The organism is Natrarchaeobius versutus (assembly GCF_041205745.1).
GTDB classification, from domain to species: domain Archaea; phylum Halobacteriota; class Halobacteria; order Halobacteriales; family Natrialbaceae; genus Natrarchaeobius; species Natrarchaeobius versutus.
Map to the genome: position 1 here is coordinate 64966 of NZ_JBGFCC010000011.1, position 19408 is coordinate 84373.

At 62.4% G+C, this 19408-nt stretch carries 16 protein-coding genes; 8 read left to right on the forward strand and 8 right to left on the reverse strand.

From position 1 onward, the window contains the following. Window positions 1-89: 89 nt before the first annotated feature. From AB7C87_RS21055 to AB7C87_RS21075, 5 genes are all read right to left on the reverse strand, one after another. Complete coding sequence (locus tag AB7C87_RS21055; protein ID WP_369731485.1) at window positions 90-1700, reverse strand: globin-coupled sensor protein; 1611 nt, start codon at window positions 1698-1700, stop codon at window positions 90-92. Window positions 1701-1780: 80 nt separating this feature from the next. After that, window positions 1781-2215 carry a chemotaxis protein CheW gene (locus tag AB7C87_RS21060; RefSeq protein WP_369731486.1) on the reverse strand — a complete coding sequence of 145 codons (435 nt, stop codon included), beginning with the start codon at window positions 2213-2215 and terminating at the stop codon, window positions 1781-1783. 12 nt (window positions 2216-2227) lie between these two features. Then, the gene (locus AB7C87_RS21065; RefSeq protein WP_369731487.1) at window positions 2228-3832 is read right to left on the reverse strand and encodes a globin-coupled sensor protein; all 1605 of its coding nucleotides are present in this window, start codon (window positions 3830-3832) and stop codon (window positions 2228-2230) included. A 136-nt stretch (window positions 3833-3968) separates the two neighbouring features. Then, window positions 3969-5156, reverse strand: a complete 1188-nt coding sequence (locus AB7C87_RS21070) for a chemotaxis protein CheW (RefSeq protein ID WP_369731488.1) — start codon at window positions 5154-5156, stop codon at window positions 3969-3971. Beyond that, on the reverse strand, window positions 5153-5941 hold the full coding sequence (locus tag AB7C87_RS21075; RefSeq protein ID WP_369731489.1) for a ParA family protein: 789 nt from the start codon (window positions 5939-5941) through the stop codon (window positions 5153-5155). The genes AB7C87_RS21070 and AB7C87_RS21075 overlap by 4 nt, the downstream gene beginning before the upstream one ends. Window positions 5942-6079: 138 nt before the next feature. Here AB7C87_RS21075 and AB7C87_RS21080 point away from each other — a divergent pair, with 138 nt between their 5' ends. The 4 genes from AB7C87_RS21080 to AB7C87_RS21095 all read left to right on the forward strand — a co-directional run bounded on the left by AB7C87_RS21080 (window position 6080) and on the right by AB7C87_RS21095 (window position 10151). Continuing rightward, window positions 6080-6439, forward strand: coding sequence for a response regulator (locus AB7C87_RS21080; protein ID WP_369731490.1), 360 nt, complete (start codon window positions 6080-6082; stop codon window positions 6437-6439). Further along, window positions 6439-7494, forward strand: coding sequence for a chemotaxis-specific protein-glutamate methyltransferase CheB (gene cheB / locus AB7C87_RS21085; RefSeq protein ID WP_369731491.1), 1056 nt, complete (start codon window positions 6439-6441; stop codon window positions 7492-7494). The genes AB7C87_RS21080 and cheB overlap by 1 nt, the downstream gene beginning before the upstream one ends. Continuing rightward, a complete protein-coding gene (gene cheA / locus AB7C87_RS21090) occupies window positions 7482-9530 on the forward strand; it encodes a chemotaxis protein CheA (RefSeq protein WP_369731492.1) in 2049 nt (682 codons plus the stop codon). Before cheB ends, cheA begins: the two co-directional genes overlap by 13 nt. Window positions 9531-9626: 96 nt before the next feature. Beyond that, window positions 9627-10151, forward strand: coding sequence for a chemotaxis protein CheD (locus AB7C87_RS21095; RefSeq protein WP_369731493.1), 525 nt, complete (start codon window positions 9627-9629; stop codon window positions 10149-10151). Window positions 10152-10216: 65 nt separating this feature from the next. On the opposite strand, the gene AB7C87_RS21100 is transcribed toward AB7C87_RS21095, so the two are convergent. Together AB7C87_RS21100 and AB7C87_RS21105 are read right to left on the reverse strand one after the other, a co-directional pair. Continuing rightward, the gene (locus tag AB7C87_RS21100) at window positions 10217-10915 is read right to left on the reverse strand and encodes a DUF8057 family protein (RefSeq protein ID WP_369731494.1); all 699 of its coding nucleotides are present in this window, start codon (window positions 10913-10915) and stop codon (window positions 10217-10219) included. 1 nt (window position 10916) lies between these two features. Then, a complete protein-coding gene (locus AB7C87_RS21105; protein WP_369731495.1) occupies window positions 10917-11627 on the reverse strand; it encodes an RAD55 family ATPase in 711 nt (236 codons plus the stop codon). A 160-nt stretch (window positions 11628-11787) separates the two neighbouring features. On the opposite strand from AB7C87_RS21105, the gene AB7C87_RS21110 reads away from it, so the two are divergent. Then, entirely contained in the window at window positions 11788-13350 is a 1563-nt protein-coding gene (locus AB7C87_RS21110) for a methyl-accepting chemotaxis protein (RefSeq protein WP_369731496.1), read from the forward strand. 6 nt (window positions 13351-13356) lie between these two features. Here AB7C87_RS21110 and AB7C87_RS21115 read toward each other — a convergent pair whose 3' ends face one another. Further along, the gene (locus AB7C87_RS21115) at window positions 13357-16065 is read right to left on the reverse strand and encodes a hypothetical protein (protein WP_369731497.1); all 2709 of its coding nucleotides are present in this window, start codon (window positions 16063-16065) and stop codon (window positions 13357-13359) included. 291 nt (window positions 16066-16356) lie between these two features. Here AB7C87_RS21115 and AB7C87_RS21120 point away from each other — a divergent pair, with 291 nt between their 5' ends. From AB7C87_RS21120 to AB7C87_RS21130, 3 genes are all read left to right on the forward strand, one after another. Then, window positions 16357-17079, forward strand: a complete 723-nt coding sequence (locus AB7C87_RS21120; RefSeq protein WP_369731498.1) for a DUF8159 domain-containing protein — start codon at window positions 16357-16359, stop codon at window positions 17077-17079. Between the two features lie 156 nt (window positions 17080-17235). Further along, a complete protein-coding gene (locus tag AB7C87_RS21125; RefSeq protein WP_369731610.1) occupies window positions 17236-18495 on the forward strand; it encodes a HEAT repeat domain-containing protein in 1260 nt (419 codons plus the stop codon). Next, on the forward strand, window positions 18492-19355 hold the full coding sequence (locus AB7C87_RS21130) for a CheF family chemotaxis protein (protein ID WP_369731499.1): 864 nt from the start codon (window positions 18492-18494) through the stop codon (window positions 19353-19355). The genes AB7C87_RS21125 and AB7C87_RS21130 overlap by 4 nt, the downstream gene beginning before the upstream one ends. Window positions 19356-19408: the final 53 nt, after the last annotated feature.

Here is a 19408-nt window from a genome sequence, read left to right on the forward strand (position 1 = left end):
CGTTTCTCACCGAAGAGCCGAGAGAGATCGTCGAAGGTGGGGCCTCGGAATCTCCGGCTGGCTACGATACCCCGACCCTTCTTCCGGAGTTACGTTCGTCCGTCGTCTGACAGGCGCTTGACCTCCGCGTCGATGTCGTCGACGAGACTCTCGAGTCGATCGTTGATGGCGACGATTTCGTCGATTTCGGCGGAGACGGTCTGGGACTGTTCCATCGCGGTGTCGGTCATGCTGGCGACCTCTTCGGTGGTGGCGGCCTGATCGTCGGTGGCGACGGCGACCTCTTCGATGCCGGTGCTGGCCTCGGTGATCGAGGCTTTGATCTCTTCTAGGTTCTCGACGGTCTCTTCGACGAGGGAGACGCCGTCGGCGATCTCGTCGTTGGCGGTCTCGAGACTGTCGACAGTCTCCTCGGTATTTTCCTGGATTCGATCGACCATTTTCTCGATGGTGGCGGCTTCCTCCTGGGATTCTTCGGCGAGGGATTTGACCTCGTTAGCGACGACGGCGAAGCCGTCGCCGGCCTCGCCGGCGGTGGCGGCTTCGATGGAGGCGTTGAGCGCGAGGAGGTTGGTCTGGTCGGCGATGTCGTTGATGACTTCGACGATCTCGTCGATGCGTTGGACGCCCTCGCGGAGGTCTTCGACGTCGTCGGTGACGTCGTCGGCGGCGTCTTCGACGCGCTCCATCTTCCCGATCGCTTCTTCTGCGGTGTCGGTAGTGTCGGCGGCGAGTTCTTCGGCGCGTTCGCTGGTGGCGCTTACCTCCTCGGCGTTGGAGGCGATCTCCTCGACAGTCGCCGAGAGACCGGAGACTTCGCCTGCGATCTCGTTCGTCGATTCGAACTGATCGTTGGTGAGCCCCGCGATCTCGTCGGAGCGTTCGGCCACCGTCTTCGTACTGGACCGAAGCTCGGACACCGACTCCTGGACGTTTCGAGAAACCTCGATCCGACGCTCGAGTTCGGCTTCGACGTCGGCGTAGGCGTGGATGTACGTATCCATCACGATCTGCTGATCGAGGTTCATCAGTTTGAGCGTCGAGAGGGCGCGGTCGACGACCGTCTCGACGACGTCCTGAGCCTGCGAGACGGGGACTACCGCTTCCGACGCCGTCTGTGTCTCTACCGCTGTTCTTGGCTTCGCTTCCGGCGTGGGGTCCGATTTCGGCTTCGATTCCGATTGCTCTACGGATTCGGTACCCGCCCACTCGCTGGTCGCGCTCGACTCTAACCGATCGTTCGCGTCGTCGGCGATCGCCTCCAGGATTCCATCGTAGTAGATCGTCGAACTGCCGAGGTAGAGTTTCGGATCGAGATCGAGGAGTTCGTGGATCTTCCCGATTCTGGCGCGGCGCGCGAAGTACTGTTGGTCGTACTCGCCGGTCGTCAACTCCATGAGATACTGTCGTTGCGTCCGCTTTAGGGAGTCGATCTCTTTGCTGGACGACTCGAGTATCGCTGTCGTCTCCGGATCGGAGAAGAGGTGATCGTAAAACTCGTCGACGAGGTCGTCGGCGACGTCGTCGATCAGCGGACCGATCTCTTCTAAGCGTTCGGCGTCCTCGTCGTCGAATCGGGTAAAACCTTTCCGCCGTTCGATCTCCTCGCGATCGATCCCGAGCTCGTCGACGAGGGATCGTCCATCGACCGATCGTCTCGCTCGCTCGTCTATCTTGTACGCTCGCTCGTGTTCAGCCACGCTCTCTTGTTTCGGTGGAATTTATTTGAGCGTTTCTGCTATTCCCGAATCGAGTTCCCGGACGAATCCGCCGCGTCGGATTAGACGCGAACGTCGGTCGGATCGATCCAGAGGACGAAGTTGTCTTCTCGGCGGACGATACCGGCGATTCCAGAGCCGCTGACCGACGTATCGACGTTCACCGTTTCTAACTCCTGGACCTGATGGACTTCGTCCGCGAGCCAGCCGATCCGTTCGGTGGAGTCGCGTTTTCGCTTGAAGACGATGATGCGGTCTCCCAGTTCGTCGCCGTCCCCGTCGCCGAAGATCGTCCGGAGGTTGACGATCTTCGTCGTCTCCCCGCGGAGATCCATGACGCCTTCGATGTGCGTCGGCGTGTTCGGGACTGCGGTCAGTTCGTCGGTGTTTACGATCTCTGCGACGTATCCGATGTCGACGCAGTAGCGGTTCTCACCGAGGTCGAACTCGAGGACGTGCGTGCTCGATTGCTCCGTAACGTGATTCGTTGTTGCCATGGTGGTCTGATATTATCGTTCGGTTAGTCGTCGGACTTCGGCGTCGATGTCGTCGACGAGACTCTCGAGTCGATCGTTGATGGCGACGATTTCGTCGATTTCGGCGGAGACGGTCTGGGACTGTTCCATCGCGGTGTCGGTCATGCTGGCGACCTCTTCGGTGGTGGCGGCCTGATCGTCGGTGGCGACGGCGACCTCTTCGATGCCGGTGCTGGCCTCGGTGATCGAGGCTTTGATCTCTTCTAGGTTCTCGACGGTCTCTTCGACGAGGGAGACGCCGTCGGCGATCTCGTCGTTGGCGGTCTCGAGACTGTCGACGGTCTCCTCGGTATTTTCCTGGATTCGATCGACCATTTTCTCGATGGTGGCGGCTTCCTCCTGGGATTCTTCGGCGAGGGATTTGACCTCGTTAGCGACGACGGCGAAGCCGTCGCCGGCCTCGCCGGCAGTGGCGGCTTCGATGGAGGCGTTGAGCGCGAGGAGGTTGGTCTGGTCGGCGATGTCGTTGATGACTTCGACGATCTCGTCGATTCGTTGGACGCCCTCGCGGAGGTCTTCGACGTCGTCGGTGACGTCGTCGGCGGCGTCTTCGACGCGCTCCATCTTGTGAATGGCCTCCTGGGCGGTGTCGGTAGTGTCGGCGGCGAGTTCTTCGGCGCGTTCGCTGGTGGCGCTTACCTCCTCGGCGTTGGAGGCGATCTCCTCGACGGTCGCCGAGAGACCGGAGACTTCGCCTGCGATCTCGTTTATCGCCCCTTCCTGTTCGTCGGCGAGGTCGTCGATCGTCGTCGTCCGCTGTGTGACGTCGTCTGACACCGATCGAACCTCGTCGACCGACGATTTGACGCTTTCTGTGGCGGCTTCTCTGTTGTCCTCGGTTCGCTCGAGTTTCGCCTCGTACTCCTCGATCTGGCGTTCGTAGGCTTCGAGTTTCGACTGCTGGCGTTCGAGTTTCGACTCGTACTCGGCGATTTCGTCGTCCCGTGCGTTCGCGTAGGCCCGAACCGCGAGTTGTTCGTCGACGTTTGCGACCCGGACGAACGCGAGGGTGCGATCTATGACGGCGTCGACAGCGTTCGAAACCCCATCCGGCGTTCCGGCTGACGCCGAGACGACACCGCCGTCGGCTCGCTCGTCTTCGACCGGCTCGAGATCGGTCTCGGGCGCGTACTCGGCTTTGACGTCATCCGCGATCGATCGGAGTATCCCTTCGTAGTAGACCGATCGGGAACCGATGTAGGCGTCCGGTCCGGCCGCGAGGAGCGTGGCAGTTCCGTTCGCCGAGAGCCGCCGGTCGAAGAACTCCTCGTCGTACTCGCCGCGGGACAGTCCGTCGAGTAGCTCGCGTTGTTCTCGCTCGAGCGTTTCGTCGAGTTGGTCCTGATCGAGTTCGTCGGCGGCTGGATGTTCGCGAACGGCATCGACACATCTCGCGGCGAGATCGTCGCTCGTCGCCGCGAAGACGTCGGCGATCGACTCGAGCGTTCGCTCGTCGTCCGGGTGTAGCGACGCGAGTGTTTTCGCTCGGTTCACGTCGGCGGGCCCTACGTCGAACGTTTCGATGCGTCGCCCGGTATCGACGTCGGTATCTGTTGCTCCACCGTCGGTTCTAGACATAGTCGTGAAAGTGAGAGACAGCTAAATAAGTGTTTTTGCACCCACGGTCGGTGGCAGGCGGTTCAGTCGCTGGCTACTCTCGAACGAAGTCGGCCGAGTGAAACGTACCTCTCCGTCTACTCCACGTTGGGGCGAGCTACTCCGTGTGCTCGATGATCGCGTCGATATCCAGCCAGGTTACGAGGCTGGTCCGGTCGTCGGTGTTTTTCTTGATGATGCCTTCGATGAACTCGTGTTGGTGGTCGCCCGTGCTGTCCATGACCGCTCCGGTCTCGTCGATCTGGGATTCCCGGTAGGTCACTGCCTGGGAGACGTCGGTAACGCGGATTCCGAGCTTTTGTTTGTCGTCGTCGCGCTTGAGGACGACGATGTACTGGTCGTCCGAAAGCTCGTTTCGCTCGACGTCGAGCATGGTCGTTGGATCGAGCACGCCGGTGATCTCCCCGCGGAGGTCGGTTACACCGTCGATCGCCTCCGGCCCTCGAGGGAATCTTGTGATCTCTTTCATCTCGACGATGGCGCTGATCCGATCGATCTCGACGGCGTATCGGTTCCCGTTCAGGTAGAACTCGAGCATCTGAACGGTGTTCTTCGCGTCGTGGGTCGAGTGGATCAGCGTGTCGTCGCGATCGAACACCGCCGCGTCGCGTTCGACGGCGGCCCTACTCGTTTCGTCGACGTCGACTTCGAGTGCGGACGCGTCGACGGTCGGTTCGGCACCCATCGTCTCGGTTGCCGCCATCATCGTCGACGTGTCGGCGATCGCTCCCTGGAGTGCGGCGTCGACTCCGCCCTGTGTGCCCGCTTCGGATTGGCCGGTCGACCCCGTCCCAGGTTGCGTCTCGGACGGTGCTGGCGAACTCACACCGGGTTGTTCGTTCGAATTCGCGTCGGGGTCACCGATCGCCGACGACGCCGGTTCCGAACCGACGTGCTCGGATTCGTCGTACGAAACAGTTTCGCCGCTCCCGGCCCCACTCGAGTCGCCGCCGGAGCGATCCGCGTTCGCCACGTTGTCCGACCGTTCACTCGCGACATCGCCGGGCTGTTCGTCCGACACGTCGCTCGAGCCTCCATCGTTCGGTGCTTTGCTCGATTCTCCACCGTTCGGTGCTTCGCTCGAGTTTCCATCGTCCCGCGCATCGTCCGACGTCGACTCGTCGGTGGCGTCTTCGACTTCCTCGCGGCCGTTTCCGTCGTCACCGTCACTTCCGCCGTCGTCGCGGTCGTTACCGTCGTCGCCCTGGTTACCTTCGCCGTCCTCATCGTCGTTTCCGGTTCGGTTCCTGAGGTCGCGAAGTCGTTTCGCTCTATCGTCGGTCATGCGGGGACCTCCGTGTTGGTCAGCGATTCATCGACCCGTTCGGCGACGTCTATGAATACCTCGGCCATATCGATTTCCTCGTCTACCGCGAACACCGACGATCCGGCGGTGAACGCCCGCTGGAGTGCGACGCGTTTGCGTACCCGAAAGATCGGAACGTCCGGGAGCGCCTCCTCGAACCACTCGAGCATCGCCTCGTCCTCGCTCGTCGTTTCGATGCGGTTTGCGACGAGCGCGAGCGGTTCGATTTCGAGGTCGTGTTCCATCTCGAGCGAGCCGACGTAGTCGAACAGCAACTCGAGTGAGCGCTTGCTCGTGGGCTCGGTCAGTGCGGGAATTACGATGTTCTCGGTCGCGTACAGGGCGTTGTCGGTGAGCACTCCCAGATGAGGTGGACAGTCGACGACGACGTACTCGTAGTCGGCGTCTATCTCGGCCAGCAACGTCGCCAGACGCGTCTCCGGGTCGGGCTCCTGTGCGAGCGCCGACGCGGCCGCGTTCATGTCGATGTTGCTGACGACGACGTCCATCTCCGCGTGCGAGTAGACGATGTCCTCGGGGGAGATACCCGTCGGATCGATCAACGCATCGAGCAACGACGGCGGCTCGGCGTCGTAGGCCTCGAGGAGACCGAGTCCTTCCGTCGCGTTCCCCTGTGGATCGAGGTCGACGAAGAGGACGTCACGCCCGAGTTCGTTCAACGCGCCAGCCAGATTGACGGCTACGGTCGTCTTCCCGACACCTCCTTTCTGATTTGTTACACACAACCGAGCGGGTCCCGCCATTCGCTTGGGTCGTTTCAACTCTGCCTACATAACTGACACGGCCAAATCCGCGGAAACTCCGACTGCGAGGCGATTGGATCCGCTCGAGGGGGAAAATTGGCCGAATTCTTTATGCGCCGAACCTCACAATCGACTCCTATGGCAGTGAACGTCTTGATCGTCGACAACTCCGAAGTGATCCGTACAGTCCTTCGGGAGGCGATCTCCGAGGAGTTTCACGTCGTCGCGGAAGCAGAGGACGGCGCGGACGCGATCGAGATCGCCGAGACGGCGGAGATCGACGTCGTCATCATGGACATCGTGATGCCGGGAGTCGACGGGATCGAAGCAACTGCCACGATCAAGGAACTGCATCCGGATGCAAAGGTCATATTCTGTACGAGCGTGACCCAACAGGAACGAATGAAGCCGGCGATCGAGGCCGGGGCGGACGGTTACGTGACGAAGCCGTTCGAGAACAGTACGATTCAGAACGCGCTCGACGACGTCATCTCCTGATGGTCCGAGCCGTCATCGCGGACGACTCCGCGGTCATGCGCGAAACGCTTGGAAAGATCCTCGCCGACGGCGGGATCGACGTCGTCGCGCGGGCGAAAGACGGCGTCGAGGCGGTCGAACTCATCGCCGACTGCGAGCCGGACGTCGCGACGATCGACATCCAGATGCCTGGACTAACCGGCCACGAGGTGATCGAACGCGTAATGGCGGAGAATCCGACGCCGATGCTGGTCATCAGCTCCCAGACGACTCGAAACGCCGACGCGACGTTCGAGGCGTTAGAGGCCGGCGCGGTCGACTTCATCGCGAAGCCGTCGGGGGACAACTCCGTCGACATCTGGACACAACAGGACAAGATCGTCGACCGGGTCCGTGCGGTTGCGGGGGCGACCGTCGGCGGGCCGGACGACGAACGAGCGCGGACCATCCGGAGTGCGACGCCGACGGTCGACGCCGGCGACGAGTTCCCGTCCGATCCGACGCTCGTCATCGGTGCATCGACCGGCGGCCCTCGGGTCGTCGAACGCGTGCTGTCCGAACTCCCACATCGAGCAGGATTACGAATCCTGGTAGTACAACACATGGCTGATCATTACACGAAACGTTTCGCGAAGCGTCTCGACGAACGAACCGACTACGAGATCCGTGAGGCGACCGACGGTGATACGGTCGGGCCCGGGGAGGGTATCCTCGCGAAAGGCGGGTCTCACCTCGCCGTCACCGACGTGACCGACGGTCGGATCACGGTGGTGAACGACGACGGCCCCAAACGACACAACGTCAGGCCGGCGATCGACGTCACGATGGAGACGACGGCGGAACACGTCGCCGGTAACGTCGTCGGCGTCGTCATGACCGGGATGGGCGCCGACGGCGCGATCGGCCTCGAGGCGATCGCCGACGCCGGCGGGAAGACGATCGTTCAGGACGAGGAGACCTCGCGGGTGTACGGTATGCCGAAGGTCGCCGCCGAACGGGTCGACGTCGATATGGTCCTTCCCGAGGGGCGGATCGCCGAAGGGATCACCAATGCGTTCAGGGGGTGGTCCTCGTGAGCGATCCGACGAGTACGTTCGTCCAGGAGAGCCAGGAAGACATCCAGCAACTCAACAACGCGCTGTTGGACCTCGAGAACGCCACGGATCCGGAGAACTCCGACGCGATCGAGACGGTGTTCCGGGTCGCGCACAACCTCAAGGGGAACTTCGGCGTCATGGGCTATACGGAAGCCAGCGAGATCGCTCACGCGGTCGAGGACTTACTCGATTGCATCCGAAGCGGCGAACTCCCGGTCACGGGCGATCGAATGGACCTCATCTTCAGCGGCGTCGACCTGCTCGATCAGATGGTCCAGGAAATTTCCGAGAACGGGGAAACCGAGACTGACCCGGAGGCGACGATCGAGGAGATCCGGGCGTCGATCGACGGTGAACGAAACGACGCCGAGGGTGACGGTGAGTCCACGGACGACACTGCGGCCGGTGGATCCTCCGAAAACGGAGACGGATCGCCCGCCGTCTCGTCGGATCGCGACGTTCCGCTCCAGATGCTCTCCGAGGAGATCGAGGCTGAACTGCCGGCGGACGCGGACGTCTACCGGGCAGTCGTCGAGTTCGAGGAGACGGGTTCGGAACACGTCGACGCCATGTTCGTCATCGACGCGATCGAAGACGAGTACGATCTCGCCCGCCTCGAGCCGGACAGCGGAACGATCGAGGACGGCGAGTTCGGCGCCTGCATCGACGCGTACGTCGTGACCGACCCGGACGTCTCGAGCGACGAGGTGACGGCGTTTTACGAGGGCAACCGGTACGTCCACGGCGTGTCCGTCTCCCGCGTGACCGATGCGATCGCCGCGGAGCGTGCGAGTTCGGACGACGCAGACGAGGCGGACGAGGAGACCGATACGTCCGACTCCGACTCGAGTTCCGGATTTGCCCACGCCAGCCAGGAGGTCGAATCGATCAGGGTGGACGTCGAACAGATCGATCAGCTGTACAACCAGGTCGAGGAGATGGTAACCAGCCGGATCAAACTCCGGAAGATCGTCGAGGAAAACGAACTGGTCGAAGCCGAAGACGAACTCGAGGAACACGGTAAGATCACGGCGAGCCTGCAGGATACGGTTCTCGAGATTCGCCTGGTTCCGCTGAAGAAGATCGTCGGTAACTTCCCGCGGGTCGTCCGCGACCTCGCGCGAAAACAGGAAAAGGAAATCGACTTCCAGATGGACGGCGTCGACATCGAGATGGATCGGTCGATCCTGAACGAACTGGGCGATCCGCTGATGCACCTCATCCGGAACGCCGTCGACCACGGGATCGAATCGCCCGAAGAGCGCGAGCGGAAGGGCAAACCCAGGGAGGGTACGATCAAGCTGATCGGCGAACGCGACCGCGACCGGGTCTCCGTCACCGTCCAGGACGACGGTCGCGGTCTCGAGGTCGAGGAGATCCGAGACAAGGCGATCGATCAGGACGTCATCACCGAGGAGGAGGCTCGCGTCCTCGAGGATTCGGAGGTGTACGACCTCATCTTCCACCCTGGGTTCTCGACGACGGAGGAGGTTACGGAGGTAAGCGGCCGCGGCGTCGGGATGGACGTCGTCAATCAGGTCGTCCGCGGCGTCGACGGCTCGATCAACGTCGAGAGCGAACCCGGCGCGGGGACGAACGTCACGCTGATGCTCCCGGTGAGCGTCGCCATCGTTCGCGTGCTCTTCGTCACCGTTGGCGAGGAGACCTACGGCGTACCGATCAAGAATATCGACGAAATCTCCGAACTCGAGGACGTGACGGTCGAATCGGTCGAGGGCCGACAGACGGTAACTCACGACGACCGCGTCTATCCACTGCTCTCGCTCGGCGACCGTCTCGACGTACCGACCGACGAACCGTCCGAGGACGATATGGTCGTCCGAATCAAGGAGTCGGTTCGACAGGTCTGTCTTCGCTGTTCGGACGTCGTCGGCCAGGAGGAGGTCGTGATCAAACCGTTCGAAGGAGTTCTGAGCGGTGCCCCGGGAATCAGCGGGGCCTCGGTACTCGGTGAAGGCGAGGTCGTGATGATCCTCGACGTGGACACGCTGTGACGATGAACGGTCGCGGGGCGACTCGAGTGCGGCTGGTCTTCCCGATTTCGATTTCCGGTGTGTTCGAACGGGGGGCGGTCCGATCCGGTGGTGACGATGATGAATGAATCGAGCGACGAGCCGTACCGCCACGACCCATCGGAAGGGGCGATCCTCGTCGGCCTCGCGGACTTCGCGGTGACGGACGAGTCACTGTCGCTGAAGACGAGCGGGCTCGGATCGTGTATCGGTGTCGCGGTATACGACGAGTTTGCCGGCGTCAGCGGACTGTTACACTTCATGCTCCCGTCGGCGGCCGCCGCGAACAGCCGCCATCACCCGGACGCAAAGTTCGCGGATACGGGGTTGTCGTCGATGCTCTCGGCGTTTCGCGACATGGGTGGGGAACCTGCACGCTCGCGGGCGAAAAGCGCCGGCGCGGCGACGATGGTTGATTTCGACGGAACGGACCGAACGATCGGTGAACGGAACGTCGATGCACTCTGTCGCGAACTCGAGGCGAGTGGCGTCACGGTGGCGGCGACGGACTTCGGCGGACAGTACGGGCGATCGATCGAGTTCGACCCGGAGACGCAAACGCTCACAGTTACGCGAGCCGACGGCGTCGAGCGGGTACTGTAGTTCGTCGCATCGCTCGGTGGATAGCGGTTCAATTCTCGAGAAAAACGTCCGAAACCGACCGCAGGTTAGCGTTCGTCGGTTTTGGAGGCGTCGGAATCTCGTCGATCGGTGTTCCCGTCGTCGGCCGAATCGGATCCGGTGCCCACATCGCGACCTTCGTTCGCGTTCGATCCGGTTGTCCCGTCGGCACTCGAGTTCGGATCGTCGTCTTCGTTTCGCTCGCTCGATTCTCCGTTCCTGTCGTCGTGGTCGTCGTCACGAGGTCCGCTCCCGAGGGATCGGCCGAACACCGATCGGTCCCCGCCCGATCCGGTCGCCGGCCCTCCCCCGTTGAGCCTGTCGAGGAAGGTGGGCTGTCCGACTCGGTCGGTGCTATCGTCCGGGCGCGAATCGATGTCGACTCGCCGAAGCGCCTCGGGGATGGTGGTGTTTTCGAAGATATCCTCGACCGGATCGTCGAACTCCGGGTCGTCGGATCGGTCGGGTGCCTCGACGTCGGTTCGGCCCTCGACGAGGGCGTTCCAGACGGTCTCGTCTTCGTCGACCGACTCCTGTACCTGTCGCGCCTCGTTTCGCCCCTTCTGGTAGGCCAGGTCGACGAAACTCCGATCGTAACTCGTCTCCGTCTGTGACTCGAGGCGATCGAGTTCGCCGGGGTAGGTCTTGCCGAGACGCGCGGCGACGCCGAGTGCGAACGCGCGTCGGACGACCTCTTCGCGGTCGTCGATGTGCTCCCAGTCGGTGCCGAAGGTTCGATCGTACATCTCAGGTCTGGATCTTCTCGTTCGGGTCGACGCGCAGACCGCGGTCGGTGAACTCGATCTTCCGGATGTCGCAGTCGATTTTCGTCCCCCGCATCTTGATGATCTGGACGCCCCTCGTCATTCCGCCGGACTCGAGATAGTTGTGCATGAAGATGACGCCGTGTGCGAGGTAGTGGCCGTCGGTGTAGGAGGTGGGATCGGTCATCTCGGAGATCAAAAGCACCGTCGCGTCGGCCCGCTTGAGCTTCGTGAGGAACTTGATCAGCGCGTCGAGATCGTCCGAGAAGTAGTACTCGAGCAACATCGCGGAGTCGATGACGAGTCTGTCGACGCCTTTCGATTCGACGAACGCGACCAGTTGATTCGCCAGGTTGTCGACGTTCTTGGGGAACTCACTCGAGTTTCGCGCTGACGGCGAGAGGAGGCGTTTGGCCTCGTTCTCGAAGGCGTTCAACACCTTCACGTGCCCGGAGTTGACGGCTTGATCGAACCCGAACTCGTAGTTGCCCAGATCTGAGACCAGCTCCTCCTGGGTCTCGTGGAGCGTCAGAAACAGCGTCGTCTCGCCTTCGATCGCGCCTTTCGTCACGAACTGTGCACAGAACGTCGTCTTCCCGCTTCCCGGGGGGCCGCTGATCACGTACAGCCGATCTTTCGGGATGCCGCCGTCGACCAGCGCGTCGAAGCCGGGTACGCCCGTTGTGATTCGCATTATCAACGAACAGGTCTGTCTCGAATAAATAAATTCTGCATTTATATTGGTGTGTTTTCCGGGGAAATTACGTCTGATGCCGTGGCTGACACGACACATCGGCATGACCGCGATCGTCGGCCAGCAACTATATGCTTCCCATGCATCGATGTTTCGACAAATGGATCGTCAAACTGAACGAGCTCCCCGGACGAGTGAGGACGACGCGACGGAACCGAACGATCCGTCCAACGGACGGTCGGATTCCGCAAGCGAACTCGAGGGGGACGATCGATCGGTTCTCGAGCGCGCCGGCTTCGTTCAACTGTTCGATGGAACCGGGATCCCGACGTTCGTTCTCGATGCCGACGGATCAGTCGTCGAGTGGAACGCGGCGATTGCCGACCTGACCGGTGTCGATCGTCCGGACGCCTTGGGACACGACCGGGTCTCCGAGCTGTTTTACCCGGATGGGCGTCGGGCCGACACGCTCGCCGACAAAGTGCTCGAGGCACCGGAGCGAGCACACACGCGGTTCGGCGTCGAACGTCGGGACCCCGCTCGAAACCGGTACGGCGATACCAGTACGATGGTTGATCGATTCGGGGACGAGAAACACATCGATTTCTCGGCGACGCCGCTGTACGACGGGGACGACCTGATCGGCGTCGTCGAGGTCGTCGTCGACCGTACCGATGCGGTCTCGACGCGGGACGCGACGGTCGATCTCGTCCGTGAAGTCAGGCAAACCGCAGACGACATTAGCGGCGGCGATCTCAGGGCCCGCGCGAGTCGCCCCGAGACGGCCGACCGCCTCGAGCCGGAGTTGGTCGACGTCATCGATGCGGTCAACGATATGGCCGACAGCCTCGAGACGCTCACGGGGCGTGTCGACGGGCGAGCGCGCGAGATGCGCGACGCGGTCGAAGAGGCTAACGCCGCCGCCGCCGACATCTCGACGAACGTCGGCGACCAACACGACCTCCTCGAGGAGTCGGTCGAGGAGATGCAGTCGTTCGCGGCCGGGATGGAGGAGGTCGCAGCGCAGGCAAACGAAGTCGACGCGGCGGCGAGCGCGGCGACCGACGCGGCCGAAGCAGGTCTCGAGGCCGGCGAAGATGCCCGCGAGGCGACCGAAAGCGTCGTCGAAATCGGCGACGACCTCGTCGGGACTGTCACCCTCCTCGCCGAACGGATGGACGACATCGCCGAGGTAGTCGAGGTGATCTCCGACGTCGCGGACGAGACCAACCTCCTCGCGCTCAACGCGAACATCGAAGCCGCACGTGCGGGCGAGAGTGGTGGCGGCTTCGCGGTCGTCGCCGATCACGTCAAGACGCTGGCCGATGAGACGCGCGGTCACACCGAAGAGATCGAGGCGAGCCTCGAGGAACTCCAGGAGCAATTGGATCGGACGATCGACGCAGTCGACCGATCCGACGATCGGATCGAACACGTCGACGATCGAATCGAAACGACGCTCGAGTCGCTCGAGGAGATCGTCGACAGCGTCGACGAGGCTTCCCACGGTATCTCCGAGGTTGCGCGCGTGATCGACGATCAGGCGGCCACCGTCGAGGAACTAACATCGACGATGGAGACCGTCCAAAGCCACTCGGCGGAGAGCGAGGCGGCAACCGATCGGATCGTGACGGCGACTGATCGCCAGGACCGAATCGTCGATGGATTGATCGATCGCGTCGAGAAACTACAAATGGACCGAACGGACGAATCCGGCCACTAACATCCCTCACTTGACGTTCGCGATGAGAATACCGTCGGTTCGGAGAACGACGCCGATGTCTCCGCTGATCCCCTGGAACACTTCTTCGTGGGCGGTAATGTCCTCGACGCCCGCACCGACTTTAAACTGGCTGGTGTCGGGCAACGAGCCGAGGTCGCGTTGCTCGTCGGGACCCAGTTCCAGATCCTCGAGGACGACCGTGTCGTCGGCGGTCTGACAGCGGACGCGGACGGTCGCCGCTCGAGGGAGTTCGTTCTGGACGACGAGCGTTCCGGCTCCGAGTCCGAGAAGCCGTTTGAATACGGCGACGACCGCCGCCGGGTCGCCCGAGCGGACAGCGGCGACGAGCATCGCTCCCGACTGTCGGAACGACCGTACGCGTCGGCGGCCCCAGGCCTGGACGGTTTCGGCGTCGGGCGGGAACTCCTCGGGATCCGCTCGGTAGGCCACGAGCGCGACGATCGAGACCAGAACACCGAGGATGCCGAGTACGACCAGATACCACGGCGCGCCGCCCTCGTCTTCGGGTTCGGTTTCGGATGGCGTATCGTCGTCAGGGTCGGGGGGGCCGTCGGTCGACGGATCGTCGGCCGCAGGATCGATGGTCACACTCGCCGTCTCCGTCGCCGTCTCGTTCGCCGTCGAGACGGCGAACTCGTAGGTCCCACCCTGGGGGACCGCCACGTCCGTCGAGAGGGTTCGTTCCTCCCACGGATCGAGACTCAGCCTGTCGATGTGTACGACGTCCCCGTCGAGCAGAAACTCGACGTACTGTTCGCCGGGCTCGATCCCGGTGTTGTTGATCGTCGTCTCGAGGGTCAACTCGTCGTCGGATCCGCCCGCGTGCTCGGCGGCGAGTTCCTGGACGTCGAACCGCGATTTACGATCCCGCACGGTGACGTTTGTGGTGTCCTCGTCGTTCTCACTGATGATCGCGACCTCGACTTCCGGGACGTCCGCGTCGCCGGTTCGGTACGAGAACCGTTCGGTCGTCCCCTCGGAGACGTTGAGCGAGACGGTCTGCGTGTCCTCGACGCGTCGGTCTACGCGGTCGGGATCGCCGACCCCCCTGTCGATGCGCATTCTGACGTCCTGGTCGTCGGAGACGTCCCCCGCGTTCTCGATCGCCGCGGTCACGACGACGACGTCGGATTGATTGACGGGTGTGGTCACGTCCTGGATCGCGACGCCGAAGCCGCTTCCGTTCACCCGCGGGCGGGCGGTGTCACCATCACCGGGGCTCCGCAGTTCTGCGTCGACACGGGGTGCGTCACCCCGCTCGGTTTGATAGACGAACTCCTCCTCGACGACCTCGTCCCCGTCGAGGCGAACGTCCGTGCGATCGGCAAGTTCTCCGTCGACGTACAGTTCGATAGGGTGGTCCATCGGATCGGACGGAACGAGATCGGGATCCTCGTAGTGGACGATGGCATCGAGCGTGAGGTTCCCTCCTTCATCGGGCAGGTTGCGGTCGACGATCGTCGCGTTGACGTTCTGGGCGTACGTCGCCTCGCCGAGGACGTCGATCGTCTCCGCGTAGCGTTCGCCCTCGAGTACCCCGACTTCGACGTCGACGCGCGGCGAGTCGGTCTCGTCGGTTTCGTAGGTGAACGTCTCGGTCGCCTCACCGCCCGGCGAGAGCGGCACCCGCTTCGTCTCGACGTGGGAGTCGTCGACCCAGAAGCCGACCAGATACTCCTGTTCGTCTCGTGGGTAGTTTCCGCGGCGATCGATCTCCGCTGTCACCTCGAGTTCGTCACCGGCAACCGGCTGATTGTACGAGAGGTTCGTCACCACCGTTCGGGCTTCCTGTATCGTGACCGGGACGCGTTCGGTATCGTCCCCGGCGACTCTGACGGCGAGCTCTTCGGCCTCGTGGTCGTACCGCTCGGTGTCGTACTCGAACGATTCCGTCGTAGACTCCCCGCGGGCCAGTTCGACGCTTTCGTTTACCTCCCCGAGACGATCGTTGTCTTCGTCGAAGATCTCGAGGTAGACGTCCCGAGACCCGTTTCCGTACTTGACGTTCTCGAGACCGACGTCGACGGTGAGGTTCTCGCCCTCTCCAACGGGATCGTCCGGATAGACGCCCGTGATCGCGAACTCGCTTTCGTCGTACGCCGAGAACTCGACCACGTCACCGCTTTCGGTGGTGACGTTGGAACCGCCCTCGAGCGTTTCGACGACTCCGTTCGACTCGTTGACCACGAGGGTATCGTTTAAGATTTCGCCGTCCGTGACGACGAGGTCGGGGTCACCCGTCGCGACTCTGACGCTGTTGTTTCCGACGACGATTCGCTCGCGGTCGCGCTCGTGTTCGTGTTCGGTGACGACCTCACCGTCGTCGACGACGAGGTTCTCCCCCCGTTCGGTAGCGACGTTCGGATTCGGCGGGACGTCGCCGGCAGTGACGTCCGATCCGGTGACGACGTGGTCGTCTTCGTACCGGACGACGACGTGGTTATCTGCGGGAATCGAGGTGGTCGCGACATTCGGTACTGGCGCATCCGGCCCCGGGTCGAGTGCGGGGCCGTCCGAACCCGCGGCGAGCCCGGGCGCCGCGACGACCGTGACCGCCACGAGACAGAAGATTGCACCGAGGAGTGCGACGAAACGCAGGCCGGTCGACCCGCGGCTCCCGGTCACGTCCTCGTCCGTCCTACCGTCGTTCGATCGTCCGTCGGATGCCGTTGCATTCGGCTCCGACCTCACCATCTCTCCGGCCGTCCTGTTCCGTATCGACATGATTGTACCGTCCACTCCATTGTGCTCGATCCGCGATCGAATCGGTCCTGTTGTCGACCAGTAAGTAATCCACTCATATGATATTGCCGGCCCGTCGTCACCTCGAGTGATTCCGCTTCGAGCCCGTTCTCATATCTGGAAACAGGCCGTGTCGGGGCTGGTCAGCCCGATATGGAATCGAACGTGGCGCCTGACGGTCGAGACGAGCGCCGGTAGATGGCCGACGCGTTTTTCACCTACTGGTGCGACGACTTCATTAAGATGTCTGAACGTTCCGAGCATACGACTGGCGACGGCGCGGACCGGACTCGCCGGCATCGGGAAGCGTCACGTGCCGGAAACGTGACGTCCACCGATCGGTGTACGCGACGGCAGGCGCTCGCCGTCGCCGGAACCGTCCCGCTCGCGCTCACGGCAGGCTGTCTCGATACGATCCAGAGCGTCGGCCGGACGCGCGTTCCGGTCGAACCGGAGGAACCGGACGAGTCGGCCGATCCCGAGGACGAAGCGTACACACCTTCCCCCGGCGAGTTCTACTACCATCTCGAGAACAACGGGATTACCGTCGACGAACTCTACCACGACACGGAAGACGACGATCTCATCCTGTTCTACGAGTCAGACGCGGAGACCGAGGCGGAATCCGACGAGGAGATCGGCCTCATCTACGTGATCTTTCGGGACGGCTACGTCGCCAGGGGTGGCGAAGTTAACTACCTGGCAACCGAGGTCGTAGACAGGTTCGACGAACAGGTCGCGGGGTGGTCGGTCCACTCGGATGTCGCCCAACAGGACTTAGACGGCGAGGCGAGTTCGATCGGCGTCTGGAACACGATCTTGCGATCGAAGGTGTACGAAGACCGCGAGAACCCGTACCTTCCGACCGAGGGGAACGAATCGAGCGAGGGAGACGAATCGGATCTCGCTGACGGCGAGGACCGTCCCGACTCCACCACAGACCAAGAGCCGGCGACTGACGAGTGATATCCAATGCACACCGCTGACCGGAACCGCTCGAGCACCCTCGCTTCGGGCTGTCACCCCGGGGAACGAAGGGTAACCTTGAATATTCAACGGGGGGACACGTACGTATGAGTGCAACGGTGGGACGTCACTCCCGGTGGGGGTGACCTTCGACGGATGGCCTTGTTCGAACTCGAGCGTAACGCGGACTTCGAGCAACTCTTGACGATCCTCGAGGAGGGTTCGAATTCGAAGATCAGAGTGCGAGCGGCGGAGATCTTGGGCAGTCTCGAGTCCCAGTCCGGTGGACGGAACACGCCGCGTTCGGAGATCGTCGACGTCCTCGTCGACGTCTCCAAAGACGACGACGACGAACAGGTTCGGGCGGCGGCTATCGACGCCCTCGACCAGTACGGCCAGGACGCTCTCGAGCAGTTCATCGGCGAGATTTCCGGCGCCGACATCGACGGCGTCGCCGAGTGGAAGAAGGCGAAAGTCCTCGCGAAGGGACTCAACGCCGATGAGCCCGAGCTTCGGATGGCGGCTGCGACCGGTCTCGGGCGGATTGGCGAGGACAACGTGTTGAACGCGCTCGTCGAACGCCTCGACGATCCCAACTCCCGTGTTCGAATGCGCGTCGCACGCGCGCTCGCGAGAATCGAGAACCCGAACTGCGTTCCGGCGCTCGCGCGAAAACTCCACGAAGACCAGTACGACGTCCGTATCGAGATCGCGTATGCACTCGCCGACATCGGGACGAAAAACGCCCTTCGAGAACTGGTGGACGTCGCCGAAGACGACGACGAGGTCCTCCGTCGGATCGCGGTGGATGCACTCGGCCGCCTCGGGAGCGTCGAGGCCGTCGAGATTCTCGCCGAGGCGCTTTCGGACGACTCGGACGTCGTTCGCCGCACGGCGATGTTTTCGCTCGTGCAGTTGCTCTCCCAGGCGCCATCGAGTGCGAGTCACAAGGTCAGAGAGAAGATCGTCGACGAACTCGAGGAGGCGAACGAACGCGAGGCGGTCCAGCCGCTTATCGAAATCCTCGATCGAAGTTCGGAGACCGCACAACGGCGGAACGCGGCGTGGTTGCTGGGGCGAATCGCCGACGAGGAGTACGTCACGACGGCTCAGGATGCACTGATCGAGACGCTCGGCGACGAGGACGAGATGACCTCGAAGTTCGCCGCCATGAGCCTCGCGTTGCTCGAGGGAGCGGGCCTCGAGGGGCGACTGCTCGATCTGGTCGAAAGCGATCGGGACGAGGAGATGCGCGTCAAGGCGTTGTTCGTACTCGGCAAAATCGGCGGTGATCGGTCCCGGAAGAAGCTCTCGAAGTTCGTCGAACGGACCGAGAGCGACCGGTTGCGAAAGCGTGGTTTCTCGGCGCTTTCGAAACTGGGCGGCATCGAGATGCCAAGCGGTGATCTCCCATGAGCAAGTCCGAACAGAAGCTCGCGGACGTGACGGGGAAGTTCACCCAGGTCCTCCGCGACGGACGGAAGCTGTCGGATACGAGCTGGGCGAACGGGCGGATCGTTCTCTCGAACAAGCGAATGGTTATCGTCGGCAACGAGAGCAAGGAGACCATTCCACTGTCGAATATCCAGTCGATCCGCGGCCGGTACGACGTCAACCAAGCGATCGCGAAGGTGTCGAACTACATCAGCGTCAACTACGGCGCGAACGTGTTCCTGATCTCGATGGAGGAAGTCGACACGTTCGAACTCGAGTTACAGAAGGCGATTTTAGACGGTGAGATCGTCCTGATCAAACACCCGGCGGTGAAAGGCGGGGTCGTCCAGGACTCCTCGTGGAACAAAGCCCGCGTCAAGATCAACCCGGGCGTCGCGAACTTCGCCGTCGAGAACGGTAAACTCGTCCAGATCGAGGTCGACGACGTGGGCACCGTCGAGAGCGACGAGCGAACGGTTCACTCGAGCGAGCGGCCGGTGATCGAGGCCGAACACACCGAGGAGGGCTCGAGCGTGCAGACGTACCTCTCGGGGTCGGGTCAGAACTGTGCGATCTTGAAGTCGGTGTTAGACCGCGGCGCGGAGAAAAACGCCTCCCAGATCGACCTCTCGGGGAAAGAAGAGGAGGTGTTGATGGCGATCTACTCGGGCGTCTCGCCGTTCGAGGTGCCGGAGTTTCTCGACATCGATACGGACAAAGTCGAGGAGATCTACGAGCGGTTGATCGAACTCGACGTGTTAGAGGAGGTACGGGTCCGCCGCGAAGTCGCATTGAAACCCCGTGGACGAAACATCGCGAGCGAAGCGATGAACAACAAGTAGTCGAGCGAAGTGATGAACAACAAGTAGTTCGATTCGAACGTCTTTCAGTACGC